This window comes from Enterobacter chinensis (assembly GCF_034008295.1).
Lineage (GTDB): Bacteria > Pseudomonadota > Gammaproteobacteria > Enterobacterales > Enterobacteriaceae > Enterobacter > Enterobacter chinensis.
In genome coordinates this window covers 30,570-47,251 of record NZ_JARDVI010000008.1, presented here as the reverse complement: position 1 = coordinate 47,251, position 16,682 = coordinate 30,570, and the positions used below count along the sequence as shown (strand labels likewise).

Annotated in this window: 20 protein-coding genes; 17 read left to right on the top strand and 3 right to left on the bottom strand. The window is 57.5% G+C overall.

The window, feature by feature from the left end:
• Positions 1 to 33 precede the first annotated feature (33 nt).
• The 8 genes from mdcA to mdcH all read left to right on the top strand — a co-directional run bounded on the left by mdcA (position 34) and on the right by mdcH (position 7,083).
• Complete coding sequence (mdcA, locus tag PYW49_RS20900) at positions 34 to 1,689, top strand: malonate decarboxylase subunit alpha (RefSeq protein WP_320387401.1); 1,656 nt, start codon at positions 34 to 36, stop codon at positions 1,687 to 1,689.
• Positions 1,689 to 2,546 (top strand): triphosphoribosyl-dephospho-CoA synthase, encoded by an 858-nt coding sequence (locus PYW49_RS20895; RefSeq protein ID WP_320387400.1) that lies wholly within the window; start codon positions 1,689 to 1,691, stop codon positions 2,544 to 2,546. The genes mdcA and PYW49_RS20895 overlap by 1 nt, the downstream gene beginning before the upstream one ends.
• Before the next feature lie 9 nt (positions 2,547 to 2,555).
• A complete protein-coding gene (gene mdcC, locus PYW49_RS20890) occupies positions 2,556 to 2,855 on the top strand; it encodes a malonate decarboxylase acyl carrier protein (protein ID WP_014885504.1) in 300 nt (99 codons plus the stop codon).
• Positions 2,848 to 3,681 (top strand): biotin-independent malonate decarboxylase subunit beta, encoded by an 834-nt coding sequence (locus PYW49_RS20885; RefSeq protein WP_134348093.1) that lies wholly within the window; start codon positions 2,848 to 2,850, stop codon positions 3,679 to 3,681. The genes mdcC and PYW49_RS20885 overlap by 8 nt, the downstream gene beginning before the upstream one ends.
• Positions 3,681 to 4,481 carry a biotin-independent malonate decarboxylase subunit gamma gene (mdcE, locus tag PYW49_RS20880; RefSeq protein WP_320387477.1) on the top strand — a complete coding sequence of 267 codons (801 nt, stop codon included), beginning with the start codon at positions 3,681 to 3,683 and terminating at the stop codon, positions 4,479 to 4,481. Before PYW49_RS20885 ends, mdcE begins: the two co-directional genes overlap by 1 nt.
• 126 nt (positions 4,482 to 4,607) lie before the next feature.
• A complete protein-coding gene (locus PYW49_RS20875; RefSeq protein ID WP_134348092.1) occupies positions 4,608 to 5,567 on the top strand; it encodes an AEC family transporter in 960 nt (319 codons plus the stop codon).
• A gap of 2 nt (positions 5,568 to 5,569) precedes the next feature.
• Complete coding sequence (locus PYW49_RS20870) at positions 5,570 to 6,187, top strand: malonate decarboxylase holo-ACP synthase (RefSeq protein ID WP_320387399.1); 618 nt, start codon at positions 5,570 to 5,572, stop codon at positions 6,185 to 6,187.
• Positions 6,187 to 7,083, top strand: a complete 897-nt coding sequence (mdcH, locus tag PYW49_RS20865; RefSeq protein ID WP_320387398.1) for a malonate decarboxylase subunit epsilon — start codon at positions 6,187 to 6,189, stop codon at positions 7,081 to 7,083. The genes PYW49_RS20870 and mdcH overlap by 1 nt, the downstream gene beginning before the upstream one ends.
• Positions 7,084 to 7,143: 60 nt before the next feature.
• On the opposite strand, the gene PYW49_RS20860 is transcribed toward mdcH, so the two are convergent.
• Positions 7,144 to 8,076: a LysR family transcriptional regulator gene (locus PYW49_RS20860; protein WP_134348089.1), complete on the bottom strand. Its 933-nt coding sequence runs from the start codon at positions 8,074 to 8,076 to the stop codon at positions 7,144 to 7,146.
• A 15-nt stretch (positions 8,077 to 8,091) separates the two neighbouring features.
• Positions 8,092 to 9,996 carry an ABC transporter ATP-binding protein gene (locus PYW49_RS20855; RefSeq protein ID WP_320387397.1) on the bottom strand — a complete coding sequence of 635 codons (1,905 nt, stop codon included), beginning with the start codon at positions 9,994 to 9,996 and terminating at the stop codon, positions 8,092 to 8,094.
• 138 nt (positions 9,997 to 10,134) lie between these two features.
• Between PYW49_RS20855 and kefG the strand changes: the two genes are divergently transcribed.
• From kefG to slyD, 4 genes are all read left to right on the top strand, one after another.
• The gene (gene kefG, locus PYW49_RS20850; protein ID WP_014885493.1) at positions 10,135 to 10,686 is read left to right on the top strand and encodes a glutathione-regulated potassium-efflux system ancillary protein KefG; all 552 of its coding nucleotides are present in this window, start codon (positions 10,135 to 10,137) and stop codon (positions 10,684 to 10,686) included.
• Entirely contained in the window at positions 10,686 to 12,491 is a 1,806-nt protein-coding gene (kefB, locus tag PYW49_RS20845; RefSeq protein WP_134348087.1) for a glutathione-regulated potassium-efflux system protein KefB, read from the top strand. The genes kefG and kefB overlap by 1 nt, the downstream gene beginning before the upstream one ends.
• Before the next feature lie 13 nt (positions 12,492 to 12,504).
• Positions 12,505 to 12,705 carry a YheV family putative zinc ribbon protein gene (locus PYW49_RS20840; protein ID WP_010436300.1) on the top strand — a complete coding sequence of 67 codons (201 nt, stop codon included), beginning with the start codon at positions 12,505 to 12,507 and terminating at the stop codon, positions 12,703 to 12,705.
• Positions 12,706 to 12,799: 94 nt separating this feature from the next.
• Positions 12,800 to 13,390 carry a peptidylprolyl isomerase gene (gene slyD, locus PYW49_RS20835; RefSeq protein ID WP_134348086.1) on the top strand — a complete coding sequence of 197 codons (591 nt, stop codon included), beginning with the start codon at positions 12,800 to 12,802 and terminating at the stop codon, positions 13,388 to 13,390.
• A 51-nt stretch (positions 13,391 to 13,441) separates the two neighbouring features.
• Here slyD and PYW49_RS20830 read toward each other — a convergent pair whose 3' ends face one another.
• Positions 13,442 to 13,660, bottom strand: a complete 219-nt coding sequence (locus PYW49_RS20830) for a protein SlyX (RefSeq protein ID WP_047345774.1) — start codon at positions 13,658 to 13,660, stop codon at positions 13,442 to 13,444.
• A gap of 238 nt (positions 13,661 to 13,898) precedes the next feature.
• Here PYW49_RS20830 and fkpA point away from each other — a divergent pair, with 238 nt between their 5' ends.
• The 5 genes from fkpA (at position 13,899) to tusB (ending at position 16,648) form a co-directional block, all read left to right on the top strand.
• Positions 13,899 to 14,720: an FKBP-type peptidyl-prolyl cis-trans isomerase gene (gene fkpA / locus PYW49_RS20825; protein ID WP_134348085.1), complete on the top strand. Its 822-nt coding sequence runs from the start codon at positions 13,899 to 13,901 to the stop codon at positions 14,718 to 14,720.
• 165 nt (positions 14,721 to 14,885) lie between these two features.
• Complete coding sequence (locus tag PYW49_RS20820) at positions 14,886 to 15,608, top strand: helix-turn-helix transcriptional regulator (RefSeq protein ID WP_003861697.1); 723 nt, start codon at positions 14,886 to 14,888, stop codon at positions 15,606 to 15,608.
• Complete coding sequence (gene tusD / locus PYW49_RS20815) at positions 15,608 to 15,994, top strand: sulfurtransferase complex subunit TusD (protein WP_134348084.1); 387 nt, start codon at positions 15,608 to 15,610, stop codon at positions 15,992 to 15,994. The genes PYW49_RS20820 and tusD overlap by 1 nt, the downstream gene beginning before the upstream one ends.
• Positions 15,994 to 16,353, top strand: coding sequence for a sulfurtransferase complex subunit TusC (tusC, locus tag PYW49_RS20810; protein ID WP_320387396.1), 360 nt, complete (start codon positions 15,994 to 15,996; stop codon positions 16,351 to 16,353). Before tusD ends, tusC begins: the two co-directional genes overlap by 1 nt.
• A 7-nt stretch (positions 16,354 to 16,360) precedes the next feature.
• Positions 16,361 to 16,648, top strand: coding sequence for a sulfurtransferase complex subunit TusB (gene tusB, locus PYW49_RS20805; protein WP_134348082.1), 288 nt, complete (start codon positions 16,361 to 16,363; stop codon positions 16,646 to 16,648).
• The last annotated feature ends 34 nt before the right edge of the window (positions 16,649 to 16,682 follow it).

The window sequence follows — 16,682 nt, the reverse complement described above, 5'->3', positions numbered from 1 at the left end:
ATCAAAATGATTAGCTGAATCAGGAGGTTAATAATGTTATCTGGGCAAACACCCACCCGGCAATGGAACACCCGACGTAGCGAAAAAGCACGTCGTCTGGCGTCCGTACCGGTGCAGGGCAAGGTACTGCCGACCGGCGATCTTGTCGCCATGCTGGAGAAGCTGATCGCACCGGGCGACAAAGTCGTTCTGGAAGGCAACAACCAGAAGCAGGCAGATTTCCTTTCCCGCTCCCTCGCTGAAGTGAACCCGCAAATTGTCCACGACCTGCATATGATCATGCCGAGCGTCGGCCGCAGCGAGCATCTGGATATCTTTGAGAAAGGCATCGCCCGCAAGCTGGACTTCTCTTTCTCCGGGACGCAGAGCCTTCGTATTTCGCAGCTGCTGGAAGACGGTCAGCTCGAAATCGGTGCGATTCACACCTACATCGAACTTTACTCACGCCTCTACGTCGACCTTTCGCCAAACGTGGCGCTGATTGCCGGTTTTAAAGCCGACCGCAAAGGCAACCTCTACACCGGAGCGAGCACCGAAGATACCCCGGCGCTGGTCGAGGCTGCCGCGTTCCACGACGGGATCGTCATCGCGCAGGTGAACGAGCTGGTGGACGACGAGTGCGACCTGCCGCGCGTCGATATACCTGGCTCCTGGATCGACTACGTGGTGGTGGCGGACAAACCGTTCTTTATCGAACCGCTGTTCACCCGCGACCCGCGCCTGATCAAGCAGGAACATATCCTGATGGCGATGATGGCTATCAAGGGCATCTACGCAGAACACCAGGTGCAGTCCCTGAACCATGGGATCGGCTTTAACACCGCGGCGATTGAGCTGCTGCTGCCTACCTACGGCGAACAGCTCGGCCTGAAGGGCAAAATCTGTAAGCACTGGACGCTGAACCCGCATCCGACGCTGATCCCGGCCATTGAAAGCGGGTGGGTAGAAAGCGTGCACTGCTTCGGCGGCGAGCTGGGGATGGAAGAGTACATCCGCGCCCGTCCGGACGTGTTCTTTACCGGTGCCGACGGCTCTATGCGCTCCAACCGCGCCTTCTGCCAGCTGGCAGGCCAGTACGCGGTGGATATGTTCATCGGCTCTACGCTGCAGGTTGACGGTTACGCCAACTCCTCAACCGTGACGCGCGGTCGTCTTTCCGGCTTCGGCGGTGCGCCAAACATGGGCCATGACCCGCATGGTCGTCGTCACGCTACCCCGGCCTGGCTGAACATGATCACCGAGCCTGACCCGATGCAGCGCGGTAAAAAACTCGTCGTGCAGATGGTGGAAACCTTCCAGGCGGGCGTGAAGCCATCCTTCGTGGAGAAACTCGATGCCGTTGACGTGGCGAAAGCCTCCGGTATGCCGCTGGCGCCGGTGATGATCTACGGTGATGACGTAACGCACGTCTTGACGGAAGAGGGGATTGCCTACCTTTACCGGGCGAAAGATCTGGAAGAGCGCCGTGCCATGGTCGCGGCCGTTGCAGGGATCACCGATATCGGCCTGGGCGTGGACGCCAAACGCGTGGCGGAACTGCGCCAGAGCGGCAAAGTGGTCTACCCGGAAGATATGGGGATTCGCCGCACCGACGCCACCCGCTCTCTGCTGGCGGCAGGCAGCGTATCAGACCTCGTGGAGTGGTCCGGCGGTCTCTACAACCCACCTGCGAAATTCCGGAGCTGGTAATGAAACTTCTGCCCCAGATTCAGGTTGAAGGCGGTGCCGAATGGCTGGCGCGAACCGCCACGCAGTGTCTGATCGACGAAGCACGTTTAAGCCCGAAACCCGGTCTGGTGGACAGTCGGGGGAACGGCGCGCACCACGATTTATCCCTTGCGCTGATGGAGCGCTCCGCGCACAGCCTGACCCTCACGTTTCAGGCGCTGGCGCAGCAAAGCTGGCAGCGTCCGGCAGATATTGCGCTTCGGCAAACCGTCGGGCGGCTCGGCCGCGAAGGCGAGCAGCAAATGATGGCCGCAACCGGGGGCGTAAACACCCATCGCGGCGCGATTTGGGCGCTGGGATTGCTGGTCAGCGCGGTGGCGATGCTGGGCGGAGATGCCTGGGCGCAAGACGTCGCCAGCACCGCCGCGCAGCTGGCGAAACTTCCGGACGATGCGGCGCCGAAGGTGTTCAGCAAAGGCCTGCGCGCCACGCACCGTTATCGCGTGCCGGGCGCCCGCGAAGAGGCTCAGCAGGCGTTCCCGCACGTTATGCAGCGCGCATTGCCGCAGCTTCGCCTCAGCCGTCTCAACGGCAGCAGTGAAGCGCAGGCCAGGCTCGACGCGCTGATGGCAATCATGACGTCGCTCACCGATACCTGCGTGCTGTCGCGCGCCGGAATGGAGGGGCTGGACGCCATGCAGGAAGGTGCCCGTGCGGTACTGAATGCGGGAGGCTGTGCAACCCTCGCGGGTCAGCAGGCGCTGGCGAACTTAGACCGTCAGATGCTGGCACTTAATGCCTCCCCGGGCGGTGCTGCCGACCTGCTTGCCGCCACGCTGTTTCTTGACCGCGTCGAATCGCCTTACTCAAAGCATTAAGAGGATGTTATGGAAAAAATTACATTGACCGTGCCAGCCAGCCGCGCGTTAAGCGGCAGGGCGCTGGCAGGGGTAGTCGGCTCCGGGGATATGGAGGTGCTCTTCACCGCCGAACCGGGCCAGACGTTAACCATTGATATCACCACCTCAGTCGACAACAGCCGTGGTCGCTGGGAGGCGCTATTCAACCGCCTGCAAACCGTCAGCAGCCTGCCGGCAGGAAAGCTGACCATTCATGATTTCGGCGCGACGCCGGGCGTGGCCCGCATTCGTATCGAACAGGTTTTTGAGGGGGTGAGCCATGCGTGATGACAGCAGCTTTATCGAATTAAAAGCGCGCCAGCGCGCGCAGGCCCTGCTCGACGAGGGCAGCTACCGCGAACTGCTGGATCCGTTTGAAGGCATTATCTCTCCGTGGCTTGGGCCGCAGGGTATTGTCCCGCAGGCCGATGACGGCATGGTGGTGGCGAAAGGCACGATCAACGGTCAGCCAGCCGTTGTCGTGGCGATTGAAGGCGCGTTTCAGGGCGGCAGCATGGGCGAAGTGTCCGGCGCCAAAATGGCCGCAGCGCTGGAGCTGGCGGCGGAAGATAACCGCAACGGCATTCCGACTCAGGCTGTGCTGTGCCTCGAAACCGGCGGCGTGCGCCTGCAGGAGGCGAACCTCGGCCTGGCCGCGATTGCTGATATCCACGCTGCGATTGTTGACCTGCGTCGCTACACGCCGGTTGTCGGGATTGTGGCCGGGACCGTCGGCTGCTTCGGCGGGATGTCCATCGCGGCGGCGCTGTGCAGCTATCTGATTGTGACCCGCGAAGCGCGTCTCGGCCTGAACGGCCCGCAGGTTATCGAGCAGGAAGCGGGCATTGAAGAGTACGACTCTCGCGATCGTCCGTTTATCTGGAGCATGACCGGCGGCGAAGTGCGCTACCAAAGCGGGCTGGTGGATGCGCTGGTCGGTGACGGTATCAACGCGGTGAAACAGGCGATGAACGAGGCGATAGCCAAAGGCGTTCCGGCGAAACATCGCACCGATAACTATGACGATTACCTGAACCGTCTGACGAATTTCGATACCCGCAAACAGGCCGATGCCGAACAAATTAACGCGCTTTTTGCCCGGGAGGTGAAATGATGACTCACTCAATTAGTCGTGGCGAACTCTGGCTGGACATCCTCGCCCCGAATGCAAAACGTGTGGAAGGGTTATGCCCGTCCGTGCAGGCGGCAGACGGTGAACTTAATGGCGAAGCGGTGCGCTTTGTTGCGGTAGTTCCGGACGCCAATAACCATTTCCCACGCGCGGTGAAAGGTGAAGTCGGTCTGCTGGAAGGCTGGACGCTGGCGAAAGTCGTCAGTGAAACCGTAGCAGCGGATGCCGATAAAGCCGTTAAGCGCCCGATTGTGGCGGTAATTGACGTCCCAAGCCAGGCCTACGGCCGTCGTGAAGAAGCGTTTGGTATTCATCAGGCGCTGGCCGGCGCGGCGGCAGCCTATGCGAACGCGCGTCTGGCCGGACATCCGGTGATTGGCCTGATCGTCGGCAAGGCGATGTCCGGCGCGTTTCTGGCGCACGGCTACCAGGCCAACCGCCTGATCGCCTTTAACGATAAAGGCGTGCTGATCCACGCGATGGGTAAAGAGTCCGCGGCACGCATTACGCTGCGTACCGTCGAGGCGCTGGAAAAACTGGCAGCGACCATTCCACCTATGGCGTATGACATCAGCAACTACGCCACGCTGGGGCTGCTCTCCAGCCTGCTGGACATCAGCAACCCGGATGCCCCATCCGATAACGATCTGGCGCAGGTGAAAACAACCCTGCAACAGGCCATCAGTGACGCTCGTCAGGACACCACGTTGAAAAATCGTCTGGGTGCTGACAACCGCCGCAGCTCTGCTCTCGTACGCGAACGTATGCGAGCCAGCTGGTAAGTAAAAAAAAGACCTGCCAGATGCATCCCCCCGTGGGCGCGCCCGCTGCGCCCGCGTGGGAGCCTGCATCCTGAAAAATAATAATCATCGCGCCAGTGCTAAAACTTTTTTTACTACAGGTGATTTATGACTTACGTAATTGTTCATGCTCTTGCACCGATTTTCGTCATCATGCTGCTGGGATTCTGGGCCGGTAAGGCAAAGATGGTCGATAACAAAAACGTTTCCCTGCTCAATATTTTCGTGATGGATTTTGCACTGCCTGCCGCGCTGTTTAGCGCCACCGTGCAAACGCCGTGGACCGGCATTGTGGCTCAGTCACCGCTGATTCTGGTGCTGACTCTGGCGATGTGGATAACCTATGCGGCCATCTACTTCCTCGCCACTCAAGTCTTTAAGAAATCCCCGCAGGATGCGGCCGTGCTGACCCTGACGGTGGCGTTGCCGAACTATGCGGCGCTTGGTCTGCCAATCCTGGGCAGCGTGCTGGGTGAAGGATCTTCCACGTCTCTGTCCGTCGCGGTCTCTATTGCCTGCGGCTCAGTGCTGATGACGCCGTTCTGCCTGCTGATCCTGGAGCGTGAAAAAGCGCGCGCAGAAGGCAATAGTTCCGGCTCAACGCTTTCCATGCTGCCGGTGCTGATGTGGCGTTCCATTAAAAAACCGATCGTGATGGGGCCGCTGCTGGGTGTGATTTTGTCCGCCATCGGCATCAAAATGCCGGAACTGGTACTTGCAGCGATTAAACCGCTGGGGCTCGCCGCGACCGCTGCGGCGCTGTTCCTGACCGGGGTGATCCTCTCTGCCCGTAAGCTTCAGATCAACACCATGGTTATCACGTCGACTATCGCAAAGCTGCTGATTCAGCCAGCGATTGCCTGGGGTATCGTGCTGATCTTCGGTCTGCACGGCTCCGTCGCCATTACCGCCATCCTGATGATTGCGCTTTCTGCGGGCTTCTTCGGTGTGGTGTTCGGTAACCGCTTTGGCGTGCAGTCGCCGGATGCTGAAGCCGTGCTGCTGTTAAGCTCCGTACTGTGTATCCTGTCGCTGCCGCTGTTTATCTCGCTGACTTCAGGAATGTAATCATGACCACAACATTACGCCCACACGACCTTATCTGGCTTACCGCGCGTGACGCGCTGGAAGGGATCGCCGAATCATGGGTGGATGCCGTCTGGCATACCGGCCTGCCGGTAGTGGTGCGGCGTGATGTTGATAGCGACGGCCGCATCCCCGTTGGCGTGCGCGGCCTGCGTCGCGACCAACGTGCGGCCGGATGGGTGAAGCCCGAAAACGTCCTCCGCGTCGTTTCGCCTGAGGCGCTGAGCGTGACGGCCGATCTGCTGCGCTCGCCGTTCGTGACTCAGCCACCGGTTCAGGTGGCGTTACAGCTTGCTCAGCAGTCGTGGCCGTGGACGTGGGGCATTACCGGCAGCACCGGCTATGCGCTGGCGACCGGCATTCCGGTGATACATGCCGACAGCGATCTTGACCTGCTGATCCGCGCCCCTGAGCCGATTTCGCCTGATGCTTTTACCGCATGGCAGTCGCAGTTGAACCGCGCACTGTGCCGGGCGGATACGCAGGTCGATACGCCCGAAGGGGGCTTCGCGCTGGCGGAGTGGTTACGCGATGGAAAAACGCTGCTGAAAACCTGCCGCGGACCGCGCCTGGTGGCGGATCCGTGGCAAAGGGAGGAGTGATGAAAATACTGTTTACCTTTCCGGGGCAGGGCACGCAGCACGAAGGTATGCTGCAAAATCTGCCGGGAACGACGCTGGCTCAGGCGCGCGAGGTGCTGGGTAGCGAAGTCGATATGCTGGACAGTGCAGCCTCGTTAACCCACACCCGCGCGGTTCAGCTTTCGCTGTTGATTTCGGGCGTGGCCTGGGCGCGCGAGCTTGAACGACGCGGCGTGTCGCCTGACATAGTGAGCGGTTTATCGATTGGCGCCTATCCCGCAGCGGTCGTGGCAGGCGCGCTGGAATTTACGGACGCGCTTAAGCTAGTGGCGCTGCGTGGCGATCTGATGGAGCAGGCGTATCCGCACGGCTACGGCCTGACGGCGATTATGGGGCTGACCCTGCCGCAGGTGGAGCAGCTTATCGAGGGTACCGAAACGTATATTGCTAACCTGAATGCCGAAACGCAGATCGTGATTGCCGGAAGCGATGACGGGATGGCGCAGGTGGCGGCGCGCGCGCTGGCAAAAGGGGCGAGCAAGGCTAAACGTCTGGCGGTGAGCGTGCCGTCGCACTGCGAACTGCTGGCGGCACCGGCACAAACGCTGGCGGCGGCGTTTGAGTCCGTCACGCTGGCTCGTCCACGCTGTGCGTACCTGAGCGGCAGCACCGGCCGCGTGCTCTGGCAGCCGGAAAAAATCGCTGACGATCTGGCGATGAACATGGCGCGTACGGTGCGCTGGCAGGAGGCGGTGATATCCGCTAACGAACGCGAAGCCCGGCTGGCGATCGAGATGCCGCCCGGCGGCGTACTGACCTGCCTGACGCGACAGGCAGCATGGGAAGGCGAGACGATTTCACTGGAGCGCAGTGGGGTGGACGTGGCGGTGCATCTGGCAAAACGGCTTCGCGCGTGAGTTTTTAGCCCGGTGGCGCTGCGCTTACCGGGCCTACGGGTTCGGTTGTCTTGTTTTGTATCACGCACTTTCCTGCAGGCTGCGCGCATACATCCGGCCTTCGGCAGCCAATGCGCGCAGGCTCGGGTCCTGCTCGCGGTTGCGGGCGAACACAATCGCGATAAGCTGCTGCATCTGGTACGGCTCTGCCAGCTTCAGTAGCTGCACCGAATTCTCGTAGACCTTCTTCATCCTGCCCGGCATTAGCGTAAAGCCGACGCCCGCCTGAACCAGGCTGAGCATTGAAAAAATGTCGTTCACCCGGGTAACAATCTCCGGTTCGAATCCGGCAATATGGAACGCTTCCTGGAACCCGGCGTAGGTTGCAAACCCTTCAGCAAGCGCGACAAATTTCTGATCTTTGTAATCACGAAGATCCGCAGGCCCGCGGGTATTCAGCGTGGCGGAAGCCGGTGCGGCAAGGAATATGTCGTCATGGAACAGCGGCAGAACCTCAAGGCTGTTGCGGTCAATATCGCTTTCGGAGATGGAAATCAGGATGGCGTCCAGCGACCCATCGTCCAGCATGTGGAGCAAGGTGTCGTTAGAGCCCATCGTCAGGTCCATTTCCAGATCCGGGCGACGCAGCTTCATGCCCATAATCAGACGCGGCACGGTTTCCAGGGTGAGCGAGTAGAGCGTACCGACGCGCAGCCGACCCTGGCCAATGCCGGCAATTTTACGCGCCTCATCCAGCCCGCGCTCCATCACCTGCATCACCTCCTGGCAATACTCCAGCAATGTCCATGCGGAAGGCAGCGCAATCAGGTTGCGCCCCTTGTGGGTAAAGAGCGGGCAGCGCACGTTCTCTTCCAGGGTGTGCAGCGCACGGTGCACGCTGACGCCGCTCAGGCCCAGAGTTTCGGCGGTACGCGCGATATTCCCCTTCTCCATAAACGTCATGAAGATGCTGAGCTTGCGGAATGTAATCTCGCTCGTGATATCGAAACTCATAGCCCTCCCGGGGTGTTATTCAGCCTGCAGCATCGCTTCCAGCTGTTCCTGCGCGTCGAGCCATGACATCTCACACTCTTCGAGGCTCGACTTGGTTTTCGCCTGCGTTTGCAGGCAATCCGTCAGTTCAGCTTTACGGCTCTGGTCATACAGACCGCTATCGCCGAGCTTCTCCTCAACCATGGCAAGCGTGGCGTTCAGTTTTTCCATCTCTTTTTCGAGACGGGCAATCTCTTTACGCAGCGGCTGCGTCTGGGTGCGCAGTTCGGCTTCGCGGCGCTTCTGGTCTTTACGCGCCTGCGCGCTGTTGGCGTTATCTTTCGCGGACTCTTCCGGCTGGTTTTCCTGCTTCTGCACGTCCGTCAGCCACTGCTGGTAGTCTTCCAGATCGCCGTCGAACGGTTCGACTTTGCCATCGTGAACTAAGTAGAGATCGTCCGTGGTGGAGCGGATCAGGTGACGATCGTGCGAAACCACAACCAGCGCGCCTTCGAACTCGATCAGCGCTTCAGTCAGTGCCTGACGCATATCGAGATCGAGGTGGTTAGTCGGTTCATCGAGCAGCAGCAGGTTCGGGCGCTGCCAGACGATTAACGCCAGCACCAGGCGGGCTTTTTCGCCGCCGGAGAAACGCTCGGTATTTTCCGTCACCTTATCGCCCTGGAAGCCGAAGCCGCCGAGGTAGTCGCGTAGCTTCTGCTCCATCTCCTGCGGCGCCAGACGCGCGAGGTGCTGAATCGGGGATTCATCCGCGCGTAAAAATTCCAGCTGATGCTGGGCGAAGTAGCCTAGCTTGATGCCCTTCGCCAGCCCGATTTCGCCGCTGATCGGGTTAAGCTCGCCCGCCAGAAGTTTGATCAGCGTGGATTTACCGGCACCGTTGCGCCCCAGCAGACCAATACGTGAACCCGGTACCAGGTTGAGCTTGATGGAGTCGAGAATGATGCGATCGGCATAGCCCGCGCTCACTTTCTCCATCTTCAGCAGCGGGTTCGGCAGGCTTTCCGGCGCGCGGAAGCTGAAATGGAACGGGTTATCCACGTGCGCCGGGGCAATCATCTCCATGCGTTCGAGCATCTTGATGCGGCTCTGGGCCTGCTTCGCTTTTGACGCTTTGGCCTTGAAGCGATCCACAAAGCTTTGCAGGTGCGCCACGCGCTGCTGCTGGCTTTCGTACATGGACTGCTGCTGGGCAAGGCGCGTCGCGCGCTGGCGCTCGAAGGAGCTGTAGTTGCCGGTGTACTCGAACATCGTTTGCTGTTCGATATGAATGATTTTATCTACCACCGGGTCGAGGAAGTCACGGTCGTGGGAGATCAGAATCAGAGTGCCCTGATAGCTCTTAAGCCACTTCTCCAGCCAAATAACCGCATCGAGATCGAGGTGGTTGGTCGGTTCATCGAGCAGCAGCAGGTCAGAGCGGCAGATCAGCGCCTGCGCCAGGTTGAGGCGCATACGCCAGCCGCCGGAGAAGTCGCTGACCGGGCGTTCCAGCTGTTCATTGCTGAAGCCCAGGCCGTGCAGCAGGCTGGAGGCGCGAGAGCGAATGGTCCACGCGTCGATGGCGTCCAGCTTGCCGTGAACGGTGGCAATGGCGTGACCGTCGTTGCGCTCGTTAGCGGCGTTGAGTTCCGCCTCGAGCTTACGGTATTCACGATCGCCGTCGATAACATAGTCGAGAGCCGGTTCGCTCAGGGCCGGCGTCTCCTGGTTTACCCATGCGAGCTGCCAGTTCCCCGGGAAGGTAAAGTTACCGCCATCCGCGCTAATCTCGTTTTTCAGCAGCGCCAGCAGCGTGGATTTACCACAGCCGTTTTTGCCGACCAGCCCCACTTTTTGGCCTGGATTGATGGTAGCAGTAGCGTTATCCAGCAGGACGCGCACGCCGCGACGAATTTGTAACGAGGAGAAAACAATCATAGAAGCGCCGTATGTTCCGACTATGTTAATTTGTCATTATGATAATGTAAGGTGTGCGCCATTTTCCGCACCGGGCCGCCATGGTAGCCCAAAACAACGACGATACACAAAAACAGAAACAAGACCGGGAGGGGAATGATGTCTCAGACAGCAAAAGTGCTGCTGCTGTATGCCCATCCGGAATCTCAGGACTCGGTGGCGAACCGGGTTCTGCTTAAGCCGGCTACACAGCTCAGCAACGTGACGGTGCACGATCTTTACGCGCACTACCCTGATTTCTTTATTGATATCCCTTACGAGCAGGAACTGCTGCGTCAGCATGACGTGATTGTGTTTCAGCATCCGCTTTATACCTACAGCTGTCCGGCGCTGCTCAAAGAGTGGCTGGACCGTGTGCTGAGCCGGGGCTTTTCCAGCGGGGTGGGGGGCAACCAACTGGCGGGAAAGTACTGGCGCAGCGTGATCACAACCGGTGAGCCAGAAAGTGCTTACCGCCACGACGGGCTGAATCGTTATCCGATGAGCGACATTCTGCGGCCTTTCGAGCTGACGGCGGCAATGTGTCGTATGCACTGGATGAGCCCGATTATTGTGTACTGGGCCCGGCGTCAGGATCCGAAAGAGCTGGCAAGCCACGCCAGAGCCTACGGTGAATGGCTGGCGTCACCGATTCCGGCAGGAGGTCGTTAATGGAAGGATCGAATTTACTCCTCGCCGGGGTGCTGTTTTTATTTGCAGCCGTCGTCGCGGTGCCGCTTGCTGCACGTATTGGAATAGGTGCAGTGCTGGGTTATCTGCTGGCGGGGATCGCGATTGGCCCCTGGGGGCTGGGATTCATCAGCGATGTGGATGAAATTCTCCACTTCTCCGAGCTGGGCGTGGTGTTCCTGATGTTCATCATCGGCCTGGAGCTTAATCCTTCTAAGCTGTGGCAGCTACGACGCTCTATCTTTGGTGTGGGTGCTGCACAGGTGTTGTTCAGCGCCGCTATTCTGGGCGGCCTGTTAATGCTGACGAGTTTCTCCTGGCAGGCGGCGGTGATAGGCGGAATAGGCCTTGCGATGTCGTCGACGGCGATGGCCCTGCAGCTGATGCGCGACAAAGGGATGAATCGCAATGAAGCCGGTCAACTGGGCTTCTCGGTGCTGTTGTTCCAGGATTTAGCGGTGATCCCGGCGCTGGCGCTGGTGCCGCTACTGGCGGGCTCTGGCGACGATCACTTCGACTGGGCGAAAATTGCCATGAAGGTGCTGGCCTTCGCGGGCATGCTGATTGGCGGACGTTTCCTGTTACGCCCCGTGTTCCGTTTTATTGCCGCCTCGGGCGTGCGCGAGGTCTTTACCGCCGCGACGCTGCTGCTGGTGCTGGGATCGGCGTTGTTTATGGACGCGCTGGGGCTGTCGATGGCGCTCGGGACCTTTATCGCCGGGGTGTTGCTGGCGGAGAGCGAATATCGGCACGAGCTGGAAATTGCCATCGATCCCTTCAAAGGGCTGCTGTTAGGTCTGTTCTTTATTTCGGTGGGGATGGCGCTCAATCTCGGCGTGCTCTATACCCATCTGCTGTGGGTTGTGATGAGCGTTGCCATCCTCGTGGCGGTGAAAACGCTGGTGCTGTACGTCATGGCGCGTATTTACGGCTTGCGCAGTTCAGAACGTATGCAGTTTGCCAGCGTGCTAAGCCAGGGTGGCGAGTTCGCGTTTGTGCTGTTCTCCACCGCCTCCTCCCAGAAGCTGTTTAAAGACGATCAGATGGCGCTTCTGCTGGTGACAGTTACGCTGTCGATGATGACCACACCGCTTCTGATGAGGCTGGTGGATAAACTTCTGTCGCGCCGCTTAAACCCGACTGACGATGAAGATGAAGCGCCGTGGGTGGAAGACGATAAGCCGCAGGTGATTGTGGTGGGCTTTGGCCGCTTCGGGCAGGTTATCGGGCGTTTGCTGATGGCGAACAAAATGCGCATCACGGTGCTGGAACGCGATATCAGCGCGGTCAATCTGATGCGTAAATATGGCTATAAGGTTTATTACGGCGACGCGACCCAGCTCGAGCTATTGCGCTCGGCGGGTGCAGAGGCAGCAGAGTCCATCGTGATTACCTGCAACGATCCGGAAGACACGATGAAGCTGGTGGAGCTGTGTCAGCAGCATTTTCCGCATCTGCATATTCTGGCGCGTGCGCGTGGACGTGTTGAAGCTCACGAACTGTTACAGGCGGGTGTGAAACACTTCTCCCGTGAGACATTTTCCAGTGCGCTGGAGCTGGGCCGCAAGGCGTTGATCTCGTTGGGGATGCATCCTCATCAGGCGCAGCGCGCCCAGATGCATTTCCGCCGGCTGGATATGCAAATGTTGCGCGAGCTGATGCCGGTACATACTGATACTGAGCAGATCTCCCGCGTGCGGGAAGCGCGTCGCGAACTGGAGGAAATCTTCCAGCGAGAGATGCAACAGGAACGACGCCAGCTTGATGGCTGGGATGAATTTGAATAAAGGGTAACGAAAGATGGCTGTACGTAAACGCTTTATTGCGGGTGCAAAATGCCCGACCTGCCAGGCGCAAGATACCCTGGCGATGTGGCGGGAAAATAATATTGATGTTGTTGAGTGTGTTAAGTGCGGTCACCAGATGCGAGAAGCCGATAAAGAGGCCCGCGATCATGTACGCAAAGAAGAGCAAGTTATCGGGATTTTTCATCCGGACTAGCGATATGCCCTGAGTTTTTTTAAGCTAAAGGGTACACGGGTGCAGATTTCCGCTACAATCTGCGCCAGCAATTTTCCCACGCTCAGGAGATATCATGAAAGTAGCAAAAGACCTGGTGGTCAGCCTGGCCTATCAGGTACGTACAGAAGACGGTGTGTTGGTTGATGAGTCTCCGGTGAGTGCGCCGCTTGACTACCTGCATGGTCACGGTTCCCTGATTTCCGGCCTGGAAAACGCGCTGGAAGGTCATGAAGTTGGCGACAAATTTGACGTTGCTGTAGGCGCGAACGACGCTTACGGTCAGTATGACGACAACCTGGTTCAGCGCGTTCCTAAAGACGTGTTCATGGGCGTTGACGAACTGCAGGTTGGCATGCGCTTCCTGGCTGAAACTGACCAGGGTCCGGTTCCTGTGGAAATCACCGAAGTGGAAGATGACCACGTCGTGGTTGACGGCAACCACATGCTGGCTGGCCAGAACCTGAAGTTCAACGTAGAAGTTGTTGCGATTCGTGAAGCAACCGAAGAAGAGCTGGCTCATGGCCACGTTCACGGTGCAAACGGCCACGACCATGACCACGATCACGGCCATGACGGCTGCTGCGGTGGTCACGGCCACGATCACGACCATGGTCACGACCACGGTAAAGGTGGTTGCGGTAACGGCGGCTGCGGTTGCCACTAATTCCGTCATGCGGAAAATAAAAAAGCGGGATGATCCCGCTTTTTTTACGCCTCAATAATGAGGTGGGGGTGTCTCTTCAGATTGAGAGGCGATATGCGATGCCTGTGTGGCCTTCACTTTTTCAGTGAGCAGACGCAGCAGATCCCGCAGTTTTGCCATTTCTAGCTCGTGGGCGGTCACCGTTTGGTTAAGCTCTTCGATGGTGATGTCCTGAAAAGCCAGGCGGCTTTCAAGCTCGGCCAGTCTCTCTTCTATCATCGTGTCCTTCATGATTCACCTCGTCTGTTTCTGATTCGCCATAATGGGCCAGCGGCGGCGAAGTTTAACCGAGTTTATCCCTAAGTACAGTATTCATCCCTGTAGCAAGAAACTTATTTAAACAAAAATAGTCTGAAAAGTGGCGAGAATCGGGGGAGTCTGTCTGTAGATTTCTTCCGCAACGATTTATAGTACGTAACTCATTTACGTTTAATGCTGGGGTGAGAGTCCCCAGGCCCTGGAGATATGGATGAAATCACTGTTTAAAGTAACGCTGCTGGCGACGACGATGGCTGTTGCGCTGAACGCGCCGCTGTCATTCGCTGCTGATACTGCTGCGAAGCCTGCTGCCACTGCAGACAGCAAAGCGGCGTTCAAAAATGACGACCAGAAATCCGCCTACGCACTCGGCGCATCTCTGGGTCGTTACATGGAAAACTCTCTGAAAGAACAAGAGAAACTGGGCATCAAACTGGACAAAGCTCAGCTGATCGCGGGTGTTCAGGACGCATTTGCAGATAAGAGCAAGCTGTCTGACCAGGAAATCGAACAGACTCTGCAGGCGTTTGAAGCGCGTGTGAAGGGTGCCGCTCAGACTAAGATGGATGCGGACGCTAAAGACAACGAAGCGAAAGGCAAAGCCTACCGCGATACCTTTGCTAAAGAGAAGGGTGTGAAAACCTCTTCTACTGGCCTGGTGTACAAAGTTGAGAAAGAAGGCACCGGCGATGCGCCTAAAGACAGCGATACTGTTGTTGTGAACTACAAAGGTACGCTGATCGACGGTAAAGAGTTCGATAACTCTTACACCCGTGGTGAGCCGCTCTCTTTCCGTCTTGATGGTGTGATCCCTGGCTGGACTGAAGGCCTGAAAAACATCAAGAAAGGTGGCAAGATCAAGCTGGTTATTCCACCAGACCTGGCGTATGGCAAAACCGGCGTTCCGGGTATCCCTGCCAACTCTACGCTGGTCTTTGACGTAGAGCTGCTGGATATCAAACCAGCACCGAAAGCGGATGCAAAGGCAGACGCGCCGGCTGAAGAAAAAGCAGCGACAGACGCTAAGAAGTAATGTGATAAAAACCGCCGCCTTTAAGGCGGCGGTTTTTTTATTATGGGGCAGATATAATTAACACTGGAAAGCGCTATACACGCTGTATTAATTTAGTTGTCCGTGTAGATAATGAGCCTGCCCTGAAAACCTAACGACAGGCTCCTGAAAAGGAGTGTTTTTTTCATGTCCAGGTCGCTTTTAACCAACGAAACCAGTGAACTTGATTTGCTGGATCAACGTCCTTTTGATCAGACCGACTTCGATATTCTGAAATCCTATGAAGCGGTGGTGGACGGGTTAGCGATGCTCATTGGCTCCCACTGCGAAATCGTATTGCACTCCCTGCAAGATCTGAAGTGTTCCGCCATCCGCATTGCTAATGGTGAGCATACTGGCCGTAAAATTGGTTCGCCAATCACCGACCTTGCATTGCGTATGTTGCATGACATGACCGGCGCGGACAGCAGCGTCTCCAAATGCTATTTCACCCGCGCCAAAAGCGGCGTGCTGATGAAATCAGAAACCATCGCGATTCGAAACCGCGAGCATCGTGTGATTGGACTGTTGTGCATCAACATGAACCTTGATGTGCCATTCTCGCAAATCATGAGCACCTTTATTCCACCAGAAACGCCGGATGTTGGCTCTTCTGTTAACTTTGCCTCCTCCGTTGAAGATCTGGTGACGCAGACGCTTGAGTTTACGATTGAAGAGGTGAATGCCGATCGCAACGTCTCGAACAACGCCAAGAATCGCCAGATCGTGCTTAATCTCTACGAGAAAGGTATTTTTGATATTAAAGACGCCATTAACCAGGTGGCCGATCGTCTGAACATCTCCAAGCACACGGTCTACCTCTACATCCGTCAGTTCAAAAGCGGTGATTTCCTGGGGCAAGACAAGTAATGCGTTTTGCGTTAATGGTGACAGGCCCGGCGTACGGTACTCAGCAGGCCAGCAGCGCGCTGCAGTTTGCATATGCGTTACTGGCGGCCGGACATGAGCTGGTGAGCGTCTTCTTCTATCGGGAAGGGGTGTATAACGCGAACCAGTTTACGTCACCGGCGAGCGATGAGTTTGATCTGGTGCGCGCCTGGCAGGCATTAAACGAAAAGCAGGGCGTAGAACTGCATATCTGCGTCGCGGCGGCACTTCGCCGCGGCGTGACCGATGCAACCGAAGCCGCTCGTCTTGGTTTATCGGGTTCTAACCTGCAGCCTGGTTTTTCGTTGAGTGGCCTGGGGGCACTGGCACAGGCGGCGTTAACCTGCGACAGAGTGGTGCAATTCTGATGAAGCGTGTCGCGTTTGTTTTTTCCTCAGCGCCGCATGGTACTGCGTCCGGCAGAGAAGGGCTGGATGCGCTGCTCGCGACATCAGCGCTGACCGACGATATCGGCGTCTTCTTTTTGGGGGACGGTGTATTTCAGCTTCTGGCGGGGCAACAGCCTCAAGCCATTCTGGCACGGGATTACATCGCAACCTTCAAAGTGTTACCGCTTTACGACATCGAAACATGCTATGTCTGTGCCGACTCCCTGGCTGCGCGCGGTTTAAACGAGGCAACGCCTTTCGTGCTGGATGTGACAATGCTGTCTTCTGCGGCACTGCGCGAACACCTTTCCCACTACGACACCGTTCTGACTTTCTGAGGCTGCTATGCTCCATACTCTGAGCCATTCACCGTGGCAATGTGATATCGACGCGTTGCTGAGTATGCTGCGCGAAGGTGATGACCTGCTGCTGATTCAGGATGGTGTGCTTGCCGCACTTGAAGGCAGTCGTTTTGTTGAAATCCTCTGCAATGCCCCCATAACAGTCTCTGCGCTGAAGGACGATCTTGATGCGCGGGGTCTTTCTGGTCAAATTTCAGCCAAAATTGACGTGGTTGGCTATAATGATTTCGTCAATCTTACTGTGACGCACGCCAGTCAAATGAACTGGTGATCTGAGATCGCTGTATATTTCTTGACACCTTTTC